Raw genomic sequence first — 16,071 nt, forward strand, 5'->3', positions numbered from 1 at the left:
CCACCCCCCAACCCACCCCGCCCCCCCCACAGACTCTGAGGGGGCCCCCCGGCGCCGTGCTGTGGGGGTGCCGCGACTCGCATGGTCCCATTTCTTGCTAGCGTCGTTGAGTCGCAATGGAGGTCCGGTGCCGTTTTCCCTGTCCGCAACACCCCAGGTGGACCTGCGGGTTGAGCCGGTGAGCAGCGTGCTCGCTCAGGTTGAGCACGCCTTCCAAACCCGGTTGGCCCCGGAGACCCTGGTACGTAAACGGCGCTCGCTCGGTGCGCGGACCGACCGTGACACGTGGGTGCGGATCGAACGTCGCCGTTTCGACAGGATCGGTGATCAGGGCTGGAACGGAACTGAGTGTGCTGCCCTGCTGGAAGGGGTGGCCAGGCCCGAGTGGCATCGGGGCGTTGCTTGGCGCGAGCCTGAAGGCGCCGCGATGTGGCGGGCCGACGAGACCGACCTTCTGCCGGGCGAGCCGGTCGGCAGCAGCGTACTGGCTGCCGATCCTCAGTTGCCGGACGCATGGTGGCAGGCGCTGAACGCGTCGTTGGACGCGCTGGCCGTCCAGCACACGAGGCGCGTGGCCACCCCGGACACCGTCACGATCACCCAGAGCGGCGTTGCTGAGGCGATCCAGCGGTTCCTTACGGTCGGCATCGACACGGCATTGAACGAGTGGCGTCCGGCGCACGCGGACCTCAACTGGGCGAACATGACGGGACCGCGGTTCTGCCTGTTCGACTGGGAGGACTGGGGCATGGCCCCCCGGGGACTGGACGCGGCGTCTCTGTGGGGGAACTCCCTAGCCGTCCCGGCGCTGGCCGGGCGAGTCCGCCACGAGCGGCGCCACGACCTGGAGAGCCGGGACGGCCGACTGATGACCTTGTTCGTCTGCGCGAAGATCCTTGCCCCGGATGCCCACCCCGAGGACCCACGCCTCGAACCTGCGCGCGACATGGCGGCACGGGTCGCAGACAGCCTTCAGAGGGGCTGACGGTCCGCCCGTTGGCGGAGGAGTTGGCGGTATGTACGGATGCTCCCGGTGTCGGCCTCGTACCGCAGGGCATCGACCAGGTCCCGCAGATGGGAGGGGGCATCGGTGCCGACGGCGACCCTTCCCACCCACGGTAGCCAGTACGCGGCGCGGAACGCGGCCTGGACGGCCGAGACGCCGGCATCCGGGTTCTGGATGAACACCCGTGGGTCGAGCTTGCGCCACAGCGGGTCCGTGGCGTTGCCGCCGAACGGGCTCATCCCCCAGAGCTGCTCGCTGTCGAGGTCCCACCGTGCTGCCAGGGTTTCGGAGGCTTCCAGGACGTCGAGCCCGGTGAGGAGGCCGCCGCGGACCATGAGTACGTCGGGTCTGGGCAGGGTCTTGTCCGCGAGTGCCGGCAGTGGTCGGGGGTCCCAGGAGGAGATGCCCCAGGCTCCGCACAGCCCCTCTGCCGCAGCAGATGCCAGGGCAGCGCATGCCATGCGCAGTGTGTCCTGCGCAGCCTCCGGCGAGTCGGTGAGTGAGCGCTCGGGATTGTGCAGGAACACCAGGTCCGGTGCGCGTCCCAGGTCGCGGTTCGTCTGCTCCATGGCTTGCCGGAGCCGACCTGGGTCGAGGGAGTGCTCGGCGTGTCCGGCAGTCGGGAAGAAGCCGACCTTGGTTGAGATCGCGAATCGGCGAAGGAGATCGCTTCCGATATCCGCCAGGGCTACGTGGGCCGAGAACCCCCGGTAGTTGAAGCTGGTGTCGATTGCGTCGATCCCCAGTTCCAGTGCGCTGGTCAGGATCCGGCGCTCGTCACGAGAGCGCTGTAGCCCGAGAACAATTCGGGGGTCAGACTGGCGCACAGCTCCTCCTCCACCAGGATCTTCGCCAACGTCTCCACCTCGGCGCCCACCGAGCGGGCGGCTTCGCCCAGCTGGACGGGGTGGCCGCTCAAGAGCAAACGGAGCCCTGGCAGAGCTTTGACTGTGAACGTGAGCTTCTTGCCCGCTGCCACCACGACGACCGTGTCTCCCTCCTCCGTGATCTGGGGCGGGAACTCACTCACACACGCCACCGCTTCCAGAGGACCGAAGATGTCCAGGAAGGGAACGTGCCTGCCGGGGGGAGCTTCCTGCTCGCGGCGCTTGAGGAACTCCGCTGGTTCACGTGCGTCGATGAGGCGGGAGGCGGCGGTGGCCAGCAGCATCTGCTGGGCCTGTTGCTCGTGGGGGCTGCCCCAGCGGTCGAGGTCGTGACGGAACAGCTCCTCCTGGCGTGACCAGTCGGCGAGCCAGGTCAGCCAGCTCACGGCGGTGCGCTTGGCGAAGCCGAAGGTCACATGGGTGCTGTGGCCGCCGCCCCGGCCCACGCGGGTGGCTGCGTGCCAGTAGCCGCGGGGGATGTGCATGACGTCGCCGGCCTTCATCGTGCCGGTCCACACGATCTCTTGGCTGGGAGTGTCGTTCCGCTCGGCGTCCCGGAACAGGGGCTCGGGCCGGGAGGCATTGCGTACCTCCCACTGCTTCTCGCCCGCCAACTGCACGATGAGGACATCGTGGTCGTCCCAGTGCAGGTCGAAGCCGGATGCGTCGTTCGTGGTCAGGTAGACATTCGCCTGCACATGCTCCCGGGACCACCACTGCATGGCCCGGCAGGCCGCTTCCATCGTGGGGTCGAAGACATTGGACTGGTCCAGGACCAGCGTCGCTCCCTCGCGCAGCAGGCCGCCCAGGCGGCTCATGTCCGCCATCGGTATCGCCTGCCCCCGGGGCGTGACCTGACGGTCGAGGTAGGCGTCGGGGTGCAGTTCCTCGCCACCCTTGAAGCACCGGAACTGGGGGTTGGCGATGCTCCGGCGCATGACCATGTCGAGCAGGCGCTGTGGTGTGAGCAGTCGTGTCACGACCTCGTGGTCGGTGATACTTCCCCGGGCGAACCCCTTACCCAGTGCGACTGGGCCATTCCACCTCAGCGCCTCTTCGACGGCCCGAACCAGTCGGTGCTCCATGGGCTGTTCCCTTCCTTACGGCGGGCTGTAGGTGAGAGGCGGAGAGGTCGCACGGACGGCCCCTCCGCCGGAGAGTCGACGGCTACGCCGCGTGGTTCAGCCCGTCACCTCCGGGCCAGGGACCGTCGCCCGAGCCGCCCTGTCCCGGGTCGGAGGCGTTGCTGTCGTGCCGGCCGTGGACGCTCGCGAGGACTTCCACGGCGATCAACAGACCCTCCTCGACGGAGGGTGTCTCATCTCCCACTGCGTGCTCCTTCCTGCGCCGATCTCCCACCGTTGTGGCGGAAAGCCTGTGGTGTGAGGAGGTCGGTCGCCTGGGGGAGATCTGATGCTGGCGGAACGGGCAGGGACCGCATCACCGCGTATGCGGACGCTCCGAGGACGTCCTGGGACGTTTCAGTGGGCCGCGAAGGTCTCCAAGATCCCGAGGACGCGTTCCGTGTCCGTCAGGTCCGGCAGCACGACCTGGGCGCCGGCAGCGGACAGCTCTTCGACGCTGTGGACGCCAGAGGCGACCGCGATGATCCCGGAACGTGTGGCGAGCGCGGCTTCAACATCGCGGGGGGTATCCCCCACAAGCACAACAGGCACGTCATCCGGCACGCCCCGAAGGCGCTGCGCCCGCTCACGGGCAACAGCGACCAATCCTGAACGTTGATGAGCGTCAGCCCCATAAGCGCCGACGGGAAGATCCAGCACCGGTTCGCTCGGGGCGGACCCGGCCAGTGCCGTAAAGGCGGCGGCGTAGATCTCCTTGCTCACTCCGGCGTTCTCGATGAGCGTGTGGTCGATGTCCCACAGGACGGTGAGCTCCATACGCCCAGCGTAAATTTCCTGATCGCACCTTCGGCCTTTGAAGAACGTCCCATAACTTCCTTGCCCGCTCCGAACGGCCTCCGCTTGTATGGCCGCTGTGAACGAGCGACTGCACTCCGTACTTGCCCAGCGGGGCGTATCACCAGAGTTGCTCGCCGAGGTCTGTGAGGTGGACCCCAAGACTGTCGGCAGGTGGCTCGGAGGCCGCGTACCCCATCCACGTCACCGCTTCCGTGTTGCCCAGCACTTGCGGGTGGAGGAACTGTTCCTCTGGCCGACTCCGGCGCCCGGTGCCGGGCAGCCCAACGCCGGGGCGGGCTTGGAGCTGATCGGGACCTACCAGAACCGCGCCAGCGTTCCCCGGGACATGTGGCTCTCGCTGCTGCAGGGGGCCCAGGAGCAGATCAGCGTCCTCGTCTTCTCCGGCACCTTCTTCGCGCAGTCCAACCCCCACGTCGCCAGGATGCTCGCCGCCCGCGCGGCAGACGGTGTTCACGTACGCCTCTGCTTCGGCGAATCGAACGGCCGGGCAGCGGCCGTCCGCGGCCGCGAGGAGGGCATCGGCGACACACTCGCCGCGAAGATCCGCGCCTCCCTGACCTACTACCGCCCCTTGATGTCCGAGACGGGCTGCGAGGTCAGGCTGCACGACACGACGCTCTACACCTCCCTGTTCCGCTATGACGACGACCTGCTGGTCAACCCGCACGTCTGGGGCCAGCCGGCCAGCGCGAACCCCCTGCTGCATCTCAAGAGAGCTGACGCCGCAGGGTGGTTCGGCCACTACGCTCAGAGTTTCGAAACTGTCTGGGCTACCGCGCGGCCCTGGACACCAGACCAGGACGGGGCCTCATCGCATGGGCAGGACTGAGTACTACAACGATCCCCGGGCCCCCAAGGCGAACACACTCATTCCCGCCAACAACCTGCTCGTGGTCGACGGCAACGGTGCCATCCTGCTCCAGCGCCGCCGCGACACCGGCCAGTGGGCCTTGCCGGGCGGCGCACAGGACATCGGTGAGACGGCAGCGCAGTGCGCGGTGCGCGAATGCCAGGAGGAGACCGGCATCATCGCCGAGATCACCGGGTTCCTGGGGGTCTACACGAACCCCCACCACATCGTGGCGTACAACGACGGCGAGATCCGCCAGCAGTACGAGAACACCTACATCGGCCGTCCAGTAGGAGGCGAGCCGACCGTCAACGACGAAGCGGATGCCGTCCGTTACGTCCAGCCGTCAGACCTGGACCAGTACGACATCCACCCCAGCATGCGCCAGCAGATCGGGGACTATCTCGCCGGTACCTACCCCTACCTGGGCTGAGCCGCCAGAGCCGCATCCACCCGGTGCACAGCAGCGTGGATGCCCGGGGACGCCCGACGGACGAATCGCCCCACCAGGCTGTCAGCGCCGTAACGGGTAGTGATCTCCGCCAGACGCGCCTCGACGGAGGTCTCCTCGCCGTCGGGCGTCGTCGTCATGTCGCAGTACACAAGGGCGTCCACCAGGCGCTGATCGTCGAGCAGAGGAAACTCCGCCTCCAGCGCGTCTCGCAGCCCGCGCTCCTCGGCCTCCAGCAAGGCCAGCGAGTGATTCGCCACCAGCCGGACCAGCCGGTCATCCGCAGTGTGGCTGTCACGAAGAAACCTGGCGCCATCCAGCGGATGAAACCCCGTCACGGCCAGCCGCGGGGCGTAACCCACGTCGTGCAGGACGGCCGCAGAGGCCAGCAGCTCCGCGTGGTCTCCCAGGACCCCGGCCACTTCGTCCGCGCGACGGGCGACCCCTTGCGAGTGCGCCCACCTGCGGGGAAGCACCCCGCTCAGCTCCGCATCGGCCACACTGCGTGCCCACTTCGCCATTGCTCCGCTGCTCATGGCCGAATACTTGCCCGCAGCCCTCGCCTGACACTCGGTCCTCCACCTGACAAGTACTGGGGCAGAGGCCCGCTCCGGTCGGGTCGAGGCCCGCGCCGGCCGGGCGGCCGCGCTTCAGCTCCCGGCGTACGGCTACGCCGACTCCCGTACCACCAGCTCCGGTTCGAAGACGACCGAGGTGACGGGGCGGTCCGGGTGTTCGATGCGTTCCTGCAGCAGCCGCGCCATCTCGGCCGCCATCCGCTCCACCGGCTGCCGCACCGTCGTCAGGGGCGGCCGGCAGGAGGCGGCCACCGAACTGTCGTCGAATCCCACCACGGCCACATCCTCGGGGACCCGCCTGCCGTGCTCCCGCAGTACCAGGCAGGCACCCTGCGCCATCAGGTCGTTGGCCGCGAACACCGCGTCCAGGTCAGGGTGTTCGTCCAGCAGCCGGGCCATCGCGTCCACCCCGCTGTGCAGGGTGAATCCGCCCTCGGCCACCGGTACGTCCCGGTGCCCGTGGCGCGCCATCGCCGCCCGGAACCCGGCCAGCCGCTCTTCGCCCGCGGTGATGTCCTGCGGCCCCGCGATGGTCACGGGGCGGCGGCAGCCACGGGCCAGCAGATGGGCGGCGGCCAGCTCCGCGCCGTCCCGGTGGGCGAGGTCCACGTAGCTGATGGGGACGGCACCGGCGGGCCGCGCGAACAGGACGGCGGGCAGTCCGGCCGCCGCGACCATGCCGGGCAGCGGGTCATCGGCATGGGTGGAGACGATGAGCGCACCGTCGGCGCTGCCCTGCCGCAGATAGCCGACGACCTGGTCACGGGCGTCGGGGGTCTCGGCGAACATCAGCACCGGATGCATGGAGCGCGGCCGGAGGTATCCGACCACCCCGGCGGCCACCCGGCCGAAGAACGGATCGGCGAACACCCGGGATGCGAAGGCGTTCTGCTCGGCCTCCGACGCGTCGCCCGCGCCGGACACGACCAGGGCGATGGTCTCGGCCCGTCGCGTCACCAGGGCCCGCGCGGCCCGGTTCGGTGTGTACCCGGTCGCGGCCACCGCGTCGCGTACGGCCTGCTGGATCGCGGGGTCGACATTGCGGATGCCGTTGACGACGCGCGACACGGTCGCACGGGAGACTCCCGCCGCGCGCGCCACGTCCTCCAGGGTGGGCATGGCGGCGGGCGCCTCGGACTCTCTGCTCATGGACGCACTGTAGTGGGAGAGGGGGGAGAGCGCTCTCCCTCTCTGTGTCACTACCTCATCGCAGGTCCTCTGCGGCGGTGCGACGTGCCGTCCATCGGGTGAATATCGGCCGGTCCTGAACTCATTGGGCCCAGGGCTTCACTCGGATGCCCCGGTCTCCGGTGGCGGGGTGTCAGATTCCTGCTGATGGTGAGGACGTCGCCTCTGCGAATCGATGTGCCGACGGAGTGTCAGCCTTCGCAGTCGTGGCGAAAGGACAACTCTCACATGCGCACTGCCCGTACCCTGCTCGCGTCAGCTGCTGTGACTGCCGCCCTTGCCTTTACCGCTCCTGCCGCATACGCCCTGACGACCACCGGCGCGCCCAGCTCGGACAGCGGCTCGTCCGCCAGCAGCGACCGCCACGACAACTCCGGCGACAGTGAGGGCGGCGGTCGCGGCGACCACGGCCATGACCACGGCCAGGGTGACCACGACCATGGCCGTGACCATGACCACGGTGACCACGACCACGGCCGTGACCACCACCGTCCGCAGGGCGGTATGCGTACGGGTGGTGGCGCTCTCGCCATGACTCCTGCGGTGACCACGGGCGACGACGGTGGTGACGCGTACGGTGACGACGGTCACGGGCAGGGCGACGACGACCACGGCCGTGACCATGACCACGGGCAGGGTGACCACGACCACGGGCGTGACCACGACCACGGTGACCACGACCACGGCCGTGACCACCACCGTCCGCACGGTGGTATGCACACCGGCGGTGGCGCTCTCGCCATGGTTCCTGCGGTGACCACGGGCGACGACGGTGGCGACGCGTATGGCGACGACGGTCACGGGCAGGGCGACGACGACCACGGCCGTGACCACGACCACGGGCAGGGTGACCACGACCACGGGCGTGACCACGACCACGGTGACCACGACCACGGCCGTGACCACCACCGTCCGCACGGCGGCATGCACACCGGCGGTGGCGCCCTCGCCATGAACACGGCGCTGACCATGGGCGACGACGGTGAGTCCGCCGCCGGCATGGACCGGGACGACTCCTGGAAGGACGACTCGTGGGAGGAAGGCTCCAGCGATGACAGTTCCTGGAACACCGACCAGTCTCCCGGCCTGAACCACCACCGTCCGCACGGTGGCATGCACACCGGTGGGGGCGGCCTGGCGGCCAACAGCGGTGTGGCCGCCGGTTCGCTGCTGCTCCTCGGCGGCGTCGGTGCGGGCGTCTACATGATCCGCCGCCGTCGCAACGCCTCCGGCCTGTCGATGGCCTGACCGCCACCCCGCTCGCACCAGCAGCGTTGACGAGGCCACCGCCCCGAGGGGCGGTGGCCGCAACGCTTGTACGCCCCACCCCGAGTCCCACCGCGAACCACATCCCCAGTCACACCCGAACCACATCCCGAGCCACATCCCGAGCCACACCCCGCACCCCAGGCAGCACCCTCCTCTCTCCTGCCGCCCCTCCTCGTCCTTTTCCACCGCCCCGCCCGAAAGGCAGCACACCCGATGGCCGCTGAGAAGCTTCCCCAGCCGAAGCCTTCCGTCCCGTCCGCGCAGAGCACCGTGCCCCCGAAGAACGCGGTGCGTCCCCTGCACCGCGTCCTGGTCTGGCCCGCCGCGGCGGCGTGCGCGGGCGCTCTCCTGCTCTGCAACTCCTTCGGAATCGGCTTCGGCAGCCCGGCGGGTGACGCCAAGGTGCAGTCCGGGCCCGCCGCCGCTGCCTCCACGGCCCCCCGTGCCCCCGCGACGGCCGCCCCGCTGCCCCACTCCGATCCGACCCGGCTGAAGATCCCGACCATCGCCGTCGACGCACCGTTCACCGCACTGGACCTCGACAAGACGGGCCGCCTCAACCCGCCGCCCGCGGACAACACCAACATGGTCGGCTGGTACCGGGGCGGCGCCACCCCCGGAGAGCGCGGCGCGTCGATCGTCGCAGGCCATGTCGACACCAAGACCGGCCCGGCCGTGTTCCTGCTGCTGCGGACCCTCAAGCCGGGAAACGAAGTGGACATCACCAGGAAGGACGGCACGGTCGCCACCTTCAAGGTCGACTCCGTCGAGACGTTCAGCAAGGCCGACTTCCCCGACCAGCGCGTCTACGGCGACACCCCCGACCCCCAGCTCCGCCTGATCACCTGCGGCGGCTCGTACAACAAGGACGCCCAGGACTACGAGGACAACGTGGTCGTCTTCGCCCACCTCGCCTCGTCCAAGAACGCCTGAGAGAGGGGCTGTTGAGGGCAGCCGCCGACCGGCCGACGCTCACGGCCTGAGCACGGTGAGCCTGAACGGCCCCCGCTCGCCCGCCGCATGGGCCACCGCCTCGTTCGCATCGTCCAGGGCGAAGTCCGTGACCGTGAAGTGGTCCAGGTCCAGCAGGCCCGAGCGGATCAGGGCGATCATGCGCGGGACCGCGTCGCGCGAGCACAGCCACTGGCCGCGGACCGTGATGCTGTTGCGCATCAGCCAGAGGTACGGCAGGCCGAGGTCGTCGCCGCCCCCCATGCCGACACCGCCCATCAGGACGACCCTGCCGAACTCGCGGACCGTCATCGCCGCCGCCCGGACCGGTGCCGGGCCGGCGGCGGGCGGCAGCAGGTCGAGTACGCAGTCGACCGCGCCCGGGGCCGCGCGCTTCATCCGTACGGTGTCCTCGGCCGCGTCGCCGGTGAGGCGTACGGGGCGCAGCCGCGGGCCGAAACGGTCGGCCAGCGCGTCCAGGACCTTCTCGTTGCGGCCCGGCGCGATCACACAGCCGGCCCCCATGGCCAGCGCCACGGCGACGGCGGCGCTGCCGAAGTTACCGGTGGCGCCGCTCACCAGGAGCGTCTCGCCCGCACGCAGCTCCGCCGCGAGGAGGCCCCCGTACGGCACGAGCAGGACTTGCAGGGCACACCACCGTCCGGCGTCCGCCGGGTCGAGCGGGCCGATGGGGGCGGCGTTCTCGGTCGGGACGCGGATCTGCCCGGCGAAGGCCCCGTCGTGGAAGTACCGCTGGAGGCGGAGCCCGCCGTCGCCGCGGGCGCTGAGGCCCTGCAGGGTGATGTCGGGGGCCGGCGCGCCGTCGCGTGCGCGGACGGCGGGGTCGCAGAGGACCCAGTCGCCCACGGCGAGGGTGGTGGCGTCGGGTCCCACGGCGCGGACCCGGCCGGTCCCCCCGGACCCCGGGACCACCGGCAGGTCGAGCAGATAGCCCCGCTCGCCGCTGAACACCTCGGCGGCGTAGGGGAGTACGCCCGCCGCGACGACATCGACGAGCACCTCGCCGGTCCCGATGACCGGGTCGGGGACGGTCTCGACCGCCAGGGGTGCTCCGAATGCCTTCAGGACTGCGGCTTTCATCGTGCTGGTCCTCCTGCGGTGGGGATGCTGTGGGGATACGGCCCTGTTGCCGGGGCCAGCCTCACCGGCCCGCACGGCCGGATCCAGGACCGGCGTGATCCTAGGATTGGTCACTCCCTGGCAACTTCCTGGTACCCCGCCGGCACTCCGCGGCGGGGCGGTGCCGGTGAGGAGAGTGGTGTGTCCATGACGGATACGGTTCCCGGCGCGCTCGGCGACTTCCTGCGGTCGCGACGCGAGCGGCTGAGCCCCGGGGCCGTCGGTCTCGCGGGCGGGCGGCGGCGCCGGACACCCGGGCTGCGGCGCGAGGAGGTGGCGGAGCTCGCGGAGATCGGCGTCGACTGGTACGTCCGGCTGGAGCAGGGGCGGGCGGTCAGCCCCTCGGCCGGCACCGTCGACGCGCTGGCCCGCGCCCTGCGCCTCGACCCGGCCGAGCATGCCCATCTGCGCGCGCTGGCCGCCCGGTCGGGGCGGTCCGGCTTCGTCCGGGAGACCGTGCCGGACGGGATCCGGCGGCTGGTCACGAGCCTCGGCCAGCCCGCCTATGTCACGGGCCGCCGGTGGGACCTGCTGGCCTGGAACGCGGCGGCGGCCGACACCCTCACGGACTTCGGCCTGCTGCCCGACGCGGACCGCAATGTCCTGGTCCAGCTGCTGACCGACCCCGCCGCCCGGCGCCTCTTCGGGGCCGGCTGGGCGGACGAGGCGCGGCGCGTGGTGGGGCAGTTCCGGGCGGCGCACGATCTGTGGGCGGGCGATCCGGCCTTCCGGGGTCTGGCGGAGCGGCTGCGGCGGGAGAGCCCGGAGTTCGCCGGCTGGTGGGAGGGGCACCACATCCGTACCGGCGGCGAGGCCGGACAGAAGGTGCTGCACCATCCGCGCCGGGGCCTGCTCCGCTTCGAGTACGCGAGCTTCCAGGCCACTGACGACCCGGCGCTGCGGCTCACGGTCTACACGCCGGTGTGACCCGCGGCCTGCCTGCCGGTGTGATCAGCGGCCCGCGTGCCGGTGGGACCCGGACGTGTGACCCGCAAGGGTGTGACCCGCCCCACGTTCCGAGTGTCCCGCTCCATCCCGGGCAGGCATGCTCACCGAGCGGCCGTGCCACCTGACGGTGATCGGTGAGTGAGCGGGACATCTCACGATCTGGTACATACGGGGTGTCGTACGGCCGCTCGTTAAACTGAGCCGACCGCAGAAATGACTGGATCGAGGAGCGCACGTGGGCCTTGTCGTGCAGAAGTACGGAGGCTCCTCCGTAGCCGATGCCGAAGGCATCAAGCGGGTCGCCAAGCGAATCGTCGACGCCAAGAAGAGCGGCAACCAGGTGGTTGTCGTGGTGTCAGCGATGGGCGACACGACGGACGAGTTGATCGATCTTGCCGGGCAGGTGTCGCCGATTCCTGCCGGGCGGGAATTCGACATGCTGCTGACCGCCGGAGAGCGGATCTCCATGGCCCTGCTGGCCATGGCGATCAAGAACCTGGGCCACGACGCCCAGTCGTTCACGGGCAGCCAGGCCGGTGTCATCACCGACTCGGTCCACAACAAAGCGCGGATCATCGATGTCACACCGGGGCGGATCCGCACCGCACTCGACGAGGGCAACGTGGCGATCGTCGCCGGTTTCCAGGGTGTGTCGCAGGACAAGAAGGACATCACCACCCTCGGCCGCGGCGGCTCGGACACCACCGCCGTCGCACTCGCCGCGGCGCTCGACGCGGAGGTCTGTGAGATCTACACGGACGTCGACGGTGTCTTCACCGCCGACCCCCGGGTCGTCAAGAAGGCCCGGAAGATCGACCGGATCTCCTTCGAGGACATGCTGGAGCTCGCCAGCTCCGGCTCCAAGGTGCTGCTGCACCGCTGCGTCGAGTACGCACGCCGCTACAACATCCCGATCCATGTCCGGTCCTCGTTCTCGGGGCTCCAGGGCACATGGGTCAGCAACGAAGCACGAGTCGAAGCACAAGGGGACCCGACAGTGGAGCAGGCCATCATCTCGGGTGTCGCGCACGACACCTCCGAGGCGAAGATCACCGTCGTCGGTGTGCCCGACAAGCCGGGCGAGGCCGCGGCGATCTTCCGCGCCATCGCGGACAGCCAGGTCAACATCGACATGGTCGTGCAGAACGTCTCCGCCGCTTCGACCGGTCTGACCGACATCTCCTTCACGCTCCCCAAGGACGAGGGCCGCAAGGCCGTCGACGCGCTGGAGAAGTCGAAGCCGGTCGTCGGCTTCGAGTCGCTGCGCTACGACGACCAGATCGCCAAGATCTCGCTCGTCGGCGCCGGTATGAAGACCAACCCCGGTGTCACCGCGACCTTCTTCGAGGCGCTCTCGGACGCGGGCGTGAACATCGAGCTGATCTCGACGTCCGAGATCCGTATCTCCGTGGTCACCCGTGCCGACGAGGTCAACGAGGCCGTGCGCGCCGTGCACACCGCCTTCGGTCTCGACAGCGACTCCGACGAGGCGGTCGTCTATGGGGGCACCGGGCGATGACCGGCACCGGCCTCCGGGCAGGAGGAGGCCGTAAGCCGGCCCTCGCGGTCGTGGGAGCGACCGGGGCCGTCGGCACCGTGCTGCTCCAGATGCTGTCGCAGCACGCCGACATCTGGGGCGACATCAGACTCATCGCCTCCCCGCGCAAGGCCGGCCGCAAGCTGGTCGTGCGCGGGGAGGAGTCCGAAGTGCTCCCGCTCACCGAGGAAGCCTTCGAGGGCGTCCAGGTCGCGCTCTTCGTCGTCCCCGACGACGTCGCGCGCGAGTGGGCGCCCGTCGCCGCGTCCAAGGGCGTGGTGGTCGTGGACAGCTCCGGCGCCTTCCGGATGGACCCGGACGTGCCGCTCGTGGTGCCCGAGGTCAATCCGCACGCCGTACGGCTCAGGCCGCGCGGCATCGTCGCGTCCCCGCACTGCACCACGCTCGCGATGATCGTCGCGGTCGGCGCGCTGCACGCCGAGTTCGGGCTGCGCGAGCTGGTCGTCTCGACGTACCAGGCGGTGAGCAGCGAGGGCGTCCCCGGTGTGGAGGCGCTGCGCAGCCAGACCGCGCTGGTCTCCGGTACGGAGCTGGGGACGCACCCCGGGGACGTACGCCGCGCCGTGGGCGACGACACCGGGCCCTTCGCGGCCCCCATCGCGCTCAATGTGGTGCCCTGGGCCGGTACGCCCGCCGCCGACGGCTGGTCGTCCGAGGAGCTGATGCTCCGCGCCGAGACCCGCAGGATCCTGGACCGGCCCGCGCTTCCGGTGGCGGTGACCTGTGTACGGGTCCCGGTCGTCACCACCCACTCCCTCTCCGTGCACGCGCGCTTCGAGAACGAGCTGACGCTCGGCCGTGCGCACGAGATCCTGGCGACCGCGCCCGGTGTGGTGCTCTTCGACGACCCGGACGCGGGGGACTTCCCCACCCCGGCGGACGCGGTGGGCACGGACCCGGCCTGGGTGGGCCGGGTGCGGCGGTCCCTCGACGATCCGAACGCCCTTGACCTGTTCGTATGCGCCGACAACCTCCGTAAGGGTGCCGCGCTCAACGCCGCCCAGATCGCCGAGGCGGTCGCGGCCGAGACGGACTTCACGGGAAGCGCCGGAAGCTGACCGGCACCGCTGTCCCGAACCTGATCCTTTGTAGAAATTGTGTGTGGCCTGTGAGCAAGACGTACGCCGGAACCACTTGAACTGGGCCTTGTGCCTGTTACACGATTCAGTCTCCCGTGTGTCTGCAACCGCAGCCGGAACGGGTGCGTCTTTGGTGTGGCCCCGTCCTGTGCGAGATGCCGCAAGGCGTCGTGGAAAAAGGGGCATTGGGGGAGAACGGGTACGCATGAGGGCATTGGCCGCATCGTCAAAGGCGATGCCATACGCGTACAACCCTGGCGGGGGGAAGCGTGTCCAACTGGCGTGGCAGAGGTTCTCGATATTCCAGCGATGCCCGGGCGGGCCGCAGTGGTCCGTCCGCTCCGGCGTCCGCGTGTGCCCGGTGGGATGCCGGTGATCGCCCCCGTCCCCACCACCCGGCCCGGTTCCGTCCCGTCGCAGAGCGGCGAGGGTGCTGACGACGCCATGGCCTCCGGCACCACCGTCGACCACCTCACCGAGACCTACCGCGCCCACTACCGGTCGCTGCTGGGTCTCGCGGCGCTCCTCCTCGACGACACCGCCTCCTGCGAGGACGTCGTCCAGGAGGCGTTCATCCGCGTCCACTCGGCGCGCAAACGGGTCAGGGACCCCGAGAAGACACTCGCGTATCTGCGCCAGACCGTGGTGAACCTGTCCCGGTCCGCGCTGCGCAGGCGCATCATCGGGCTGAAGCTCCTCTCCAAGCCGATGCCGGACATGGCGAGCGCCGAGGAAGGGGCCTACGACCTCCTGGAGCGCGACGCGCTCAAGAAGGCCATGCGCAACCTCCAGCGCCGCCAGCGCGAGGTGCTGGTGCTCCGTTACTTCGGTGACATGACGGAGGCACAGGTGGCCGAGGCGCTGGGCATATCGCTGGGTTCGGTCAAGGCATACGGGTCGCGCGGCATCGCCGCGCTGCGGGTGGCCATGGAGGCACCGGCATGAGCGGGAAGAATCGTTACGGGCGGGAGATGCCCGCCGCATGGCGCAAGCAGCACGGCGGGCCGGGCCCGTCCGTGGACAACCAGGCGGGGAACGGAATGCAGAACGACGGTTCCGGCCATGAAGCCGACGGGTTCGACGAGCACGGAGCCGAGGGCCTGGACGAGCAGGAACTCGAACTGCGCCGGATGATGCACGGCGCCGTCCGGGAGCTCACCCCGTCCGACGACGCGCTCGACCGGCTGCGCAGGGCGGTGCCCGCGCGCCGGGCCAGGAAGCGGCAGATCGTGGTCGGCACGGCCGCGGCCGCGCTGCTCGTCGGGACCGCGATCCCGGCCTTCATCCATGTCGCGGGCTCGGGCGACGGGGTCAGGAACAACCCCGCGCTGGCGGGCAATGGCCACCGCACCCCCGGCTCCACGGACGCGGTGGCGCCCGGCGGCGGCAAGAAGGACAGCGGCAAACCGTCCGACGACGGCGAAGGCGACGGCCGGCACGGGAAGAAGGACGCTCCCAAGGGGGCCGGGAGCGGCAGCCACGGCGGCGCCGCAGGCGGGTCCACCGGCCCCTCGGGCAGGGCGCTCGACTCGCTGCCCGCCTGTACCGCCCACCAGCTCGGGGTCACCGGCGCGAACGCGGGAACGCCCCAGGCGGACGGCACGGTCTACGGAACCTTCCGGGTCTCCAACGTCTCGCACAGCCAGTGCGCGGTCAGCGACGCGGGCACCGTCAACTTCCAGGCGCTGGGCGCCGCCGACGCCGCCCGCATCACCGTGGTCGATCACACGGCGGGCGACGCGGCGGACGGCCTGCCCGACCCGTCGCAGGACGCGACCGGTCTGGTGCTCGGCCCGTCCCAGGCGTACGAGGTGAGGTTCGCCTGGGTCCCGGCCGCGACCTGTCCCACCGGCGGCGGCGCCACCCCCGACCCGACCCCGTCGTCGGGATCCGGCGGCACCGGAGGTTCGGCGGGAACGGGCGACGGCGGACAGCCCGGGAACGGCGGCACCGACGCCACCCCGCAGCTCGGCAGCGGTGACGGTACGTCGGACGGCAGCGTGGCCGTGGTGCACGAGGCGGAGCCGGGCGTACCGGCGGCGGAGGCGACCATCCCGAACGCGTGCGCGGGGACGATCTACCGCACGGGGCTGTTGACGGCCTCGTAACGGGTGGGGCGGTGGCCGCCCCGGGGACCCCGGGCGGCCGGAGCGGACCCGGCCCGGGCAGCCGACCGTACCGCTCGGGCAGCGGCCCGAACCGCCTGGTCGGACGCCCGAACGG

The 16,071-nt window shown here is 70.4% G+C and carries 18 protein-coding genes; 10 read left to right on the top strand and 8 right to left on the bottom strand.

Features of this window, described 5'->3' with window-relative positions; translation table 11 throughout:
* The first annotated feature begins 127 nt into the window (after positions 1 to 127).
* Complete coding sequence (locus ACFXBC_RS12960) at positions 128 to 985, top strand: hypothetical protein (RefSeq protein ID WP_385022709.1); 858 nt, start codon at positions 128 to 130, stop codon at positions 983 to 985.
* Here ACFXBC_RS12960 and ACFXBC_RS12965 read toward each other — a convergent pair.
* The 4 genes from ACFXBC_RS12965 to ACFXBC_RS12980 all read right to left on the bottom strand — a co-directional run bounded on the left by ACFXBC_RS12965 (position 973) and on the right by ACFXBC_RS12980 (position 3,794).
* Positions 973 to 1,833 (bottom strand): aldo/keto reductase, encoded by an 861-nt coding sequence (locus tag ACFXBC_RS12965; protein WP_385022712.1) that lies wholly within the window; start codon positions 1,831 to 1,833, stop codon positions 973 to 975. The two genes, ACFXBC_RS12960 and ACFXBC_RS12965, sit on opposite strands and share 13 nt — an antisense overlap.
* On the bottom strand, positions 1,767 to 2,978 hold the full coding sequence (locus ACFXBC_RS12970) for a JmjC domain-containing protein (RefSeq protein ID WP_385022715.1): 1,212 nt from the start codon (positions 2,976 to 2,978) through the stop codon (positions 1,767 to 1,769). Before ACFXBC_RS12970 ends, ACFXBC_RS12965 begins: the two co-directional genes overlap by 67 nt.
* A gap of 82 nt (positions 2,979 to 3,060) precedes the next feature.
* A complete protein-coding gene (locus tag ACFXBC_RS12975; RefSeq protein ID WP_385022718.1) occupies positions 3,061 to 3,222 on the bottom strand; it encodes a hypothetical protein in 162 nt (53 codons plus the stop codon).
* Between the two features lie 152 nt (positions 3,223 to 3,374).
* The gene (locus ACFXBC_RS12980; RefSeq protein WP_385022720.1) at positions 3,375 to 3,794 is read right to left on the bottom strand and encodes an HAD family hydrolase; all 420 of its coding nucleotides are present in this window, start codon (positions 3,792 to 3,794) and stop codon (positions 3,375 to 3,377) included.
* Between the two features lie 97 nt (positions 3,795 to 3,891).
* Between ACFXBC_RS12980 and ACFXBC_RS12985 the strand changes: the two genes are divergently transcribed.
* Both ACFXBC_RS12985 and ACFXBC_RS12990 read left to right on the top strand, forming a co-directional pair.
* Positions 3,892 to 4,665 carry an XRE family transcriptional regulator gene (locus ACFXBC_RS12985; protein WP_385022724.1) on the top strand — a complete coding sequence of 258 codons (774 nt, stop codon included), beginning with the start codon at positions 3,892 to 3,894 and terminating at the stop codon, positions 4,663 to 4,665.
* Complete coding sequence (locus ACFXBC_RS12990) at positions 4,652 to 5,119, top strand: NUDIX hydrolase (protein ID WP_385022727.1); 468 nt, start codon at positions 4,652 to 4,654, stop codon at positions 5,117 to 5,119. The genes ACFXBC_RS12985 and ACFXBC_RS12990 overlap by 14 nt, the downstream gene beginning before the upstream one ends.
* Here ACFXBC_RS12990 and ACFXBC_RS12995 read toward each other — a convergent pair.
* The 3 genes from ACFXBC_RS12995 to ACFXBC_RS13005 form a co-directional block, all read right to left on the bottom strand.
* Complete coding sequence (locus ACFXBC_RS12995) at positions 5,107 to 5,673, bottom strand: HD domain-containing protein (protein WP_385022730.1); 567 nt, start codon at positions 5,671 to 5,673, stop codon at positions 5,107 to 5,109. The two genes, ACFXBC_RS12990 and ACFXBC_RS12995, sit on opposite strands and share 13 nt — an antisense overlap.
* Before the next feature lie 132 nt (positions 5,674 to 5,805).
* Positions 5,806 to 6,864 carry a LacI family DNA-binding transcriptional regulator gene (locus ACFXBC_RS13000; RefSeq protein WP_385022733.1) on the bottom strand — a complete coding sequence of 353 codons (1,059 nt, stop codon included), beginning with the start codon at positions 6,862 to 6,864 and terminating at the stop codon, positions 5,806 to 5,808.
* A gap of 294 nt (positions 6,865 to 7,158) precedes the next feature.
* Positions 7,159 to 7,833: a hypothetical protein gene (locus ACFXBC_RS13005; protein WP_385022736.1), complete on the bottom strand. Its 675-nt coding sequence runs from the start codon at positions 7,831 to 7,833 to the stop codon at positions 7,159 to 7,161.
* On the opposite strand from ACFXBC_RS13005, the gene ACFXBC_RS13010 reads away from it, so the two are divergent.
* Together ACFXBC_RS13010 and ACFXBC_RS13015 are read left to right on the top strand one after the other, a co-directional pair.
* Positions 7,828 to 8,151, top strand: a complete 324-nt coding sequence (locus ACFXBC_RS13010; protein ID WP_385022739.1) for a hypothetical protein — start codon at positions 7,828 to 7,830, stop codon at positions 8,149 to 8,151. The genes ACFXBC_RS13005 and ACFXBC_RS13010 overlap by 6 nt on opposite strands.
* 234 nt (positions 8,152 to 8,385) lie before the next feature.
* Entirely contained in the window at positions 8,386 to 9,105 is a 720-nt protein-coding gene (locus ACFXBC_RS13015; RefSeq protein ID WP_385022742.1) for a class F sortase, read from the top strand.
* Positions 9,106 to 9,144: 39 nt separating this feature from the next.
* On the opposite strand, the gene ACFXBC_RS13020 is transcribed toward ACFXBC_RS13015, so the two are convergent.
* Positions 9,145 to 10,224, bottom strand: a complete 1,080-nt coding sequence (locus ACFXBC_RS13020; RefSeq protein WP_385022745.1) for an alcohol dehydrogenase catalytic domain-containing protein — start codon at positions 10,222 to 10,224, stop codon at positions 9,145 to 9,147.
* A gap of 186 nt (positions 10,225 to 10,410) precedes the next feature.
* On the opposite strand from ACFXBC_RS13020, the gene ACFXBC_RS13025 reads away from it, so the two are divergent.
* From ACFXBC_RS13025 to ACFXBC_RS13045, 5 genes are all read left to right on the top strand, one after another.
* On the top strand, positions 10,411 to 11,190 hold the full coding sequence (locus ACFXBC_RS13025; protein WP_385022764.1) for a helix-turn-helix transcriptional regulator: 780 nt from the start codon (positions 10,411 to 10,413) through the stop codon (positions 11,188 to 11,190).
* A 256-nt stretch (positions 11,191 to 11,446) separates the two neighbouring features.
* Positions 11,447 to 12,730, top strand: a complete 1,284-nt coding sequence (locus ACFXBC_RS13030; protein ID WP_385022748.1) for an aspartate kinase — start codon at positions 11,447 to 11,449, stop codon at positions 12,728 to 12,730.
* A complete protein-coding gene (locus tag ACFXBC_RS13035; RefSeq protein ID WP_385022751.1) occupies positions 12,727 to 13,827 on the top strand; it encodes an aspartate-semialdehyde dehydrogenase in 1,101 nt (366 codons plus the stop codon). Before ACFXBC_RS13030 ends, ACFXBC_RS13035 begins: the two co-directional genes overlap by 4 nt.
* Positions 13,828 to 14,130: 303 nt before the next feature.
* Positions 14,131 to 14,793 (top strand): SigE family RNA polymerase sigma factor, encoded by a 663-nt coding sequence (locus ACFXBC_RS13040; RefSeq protein ID WP_385022754.1) that lies wholly within the window; start codon positions 14,131 to 14,133, stop codon positions 14,791 to 14,793.
* On the top strand, positions 14,790 to 15,956 hold the full coding sequence (locus ACFXBC_RS13045) for a hypothetical protein (RefSeq protein WP_385022758.1): 1,167 nt from the start codon (positions 14,790 to 14,792) through the stop codon (positions 15,954 to 15,956). Before ACFXBC_RS13040 ends, ACFXBC_RS13045 begins: the two co-directional genes overlap by 4 nt.
* The last annotated feature ends 115 nt before the right edge of the window (positions 15,957 to 16,071 follow it).

It is taken from the genome of Streptomyces sp. NPDC059398 (assembly GCF_042751845.1).
Lineage (GTDB): Bacteria > Actinomycetota > Actinomycetes > Streptomycetales > Streptomycetaceae > Streptomyces.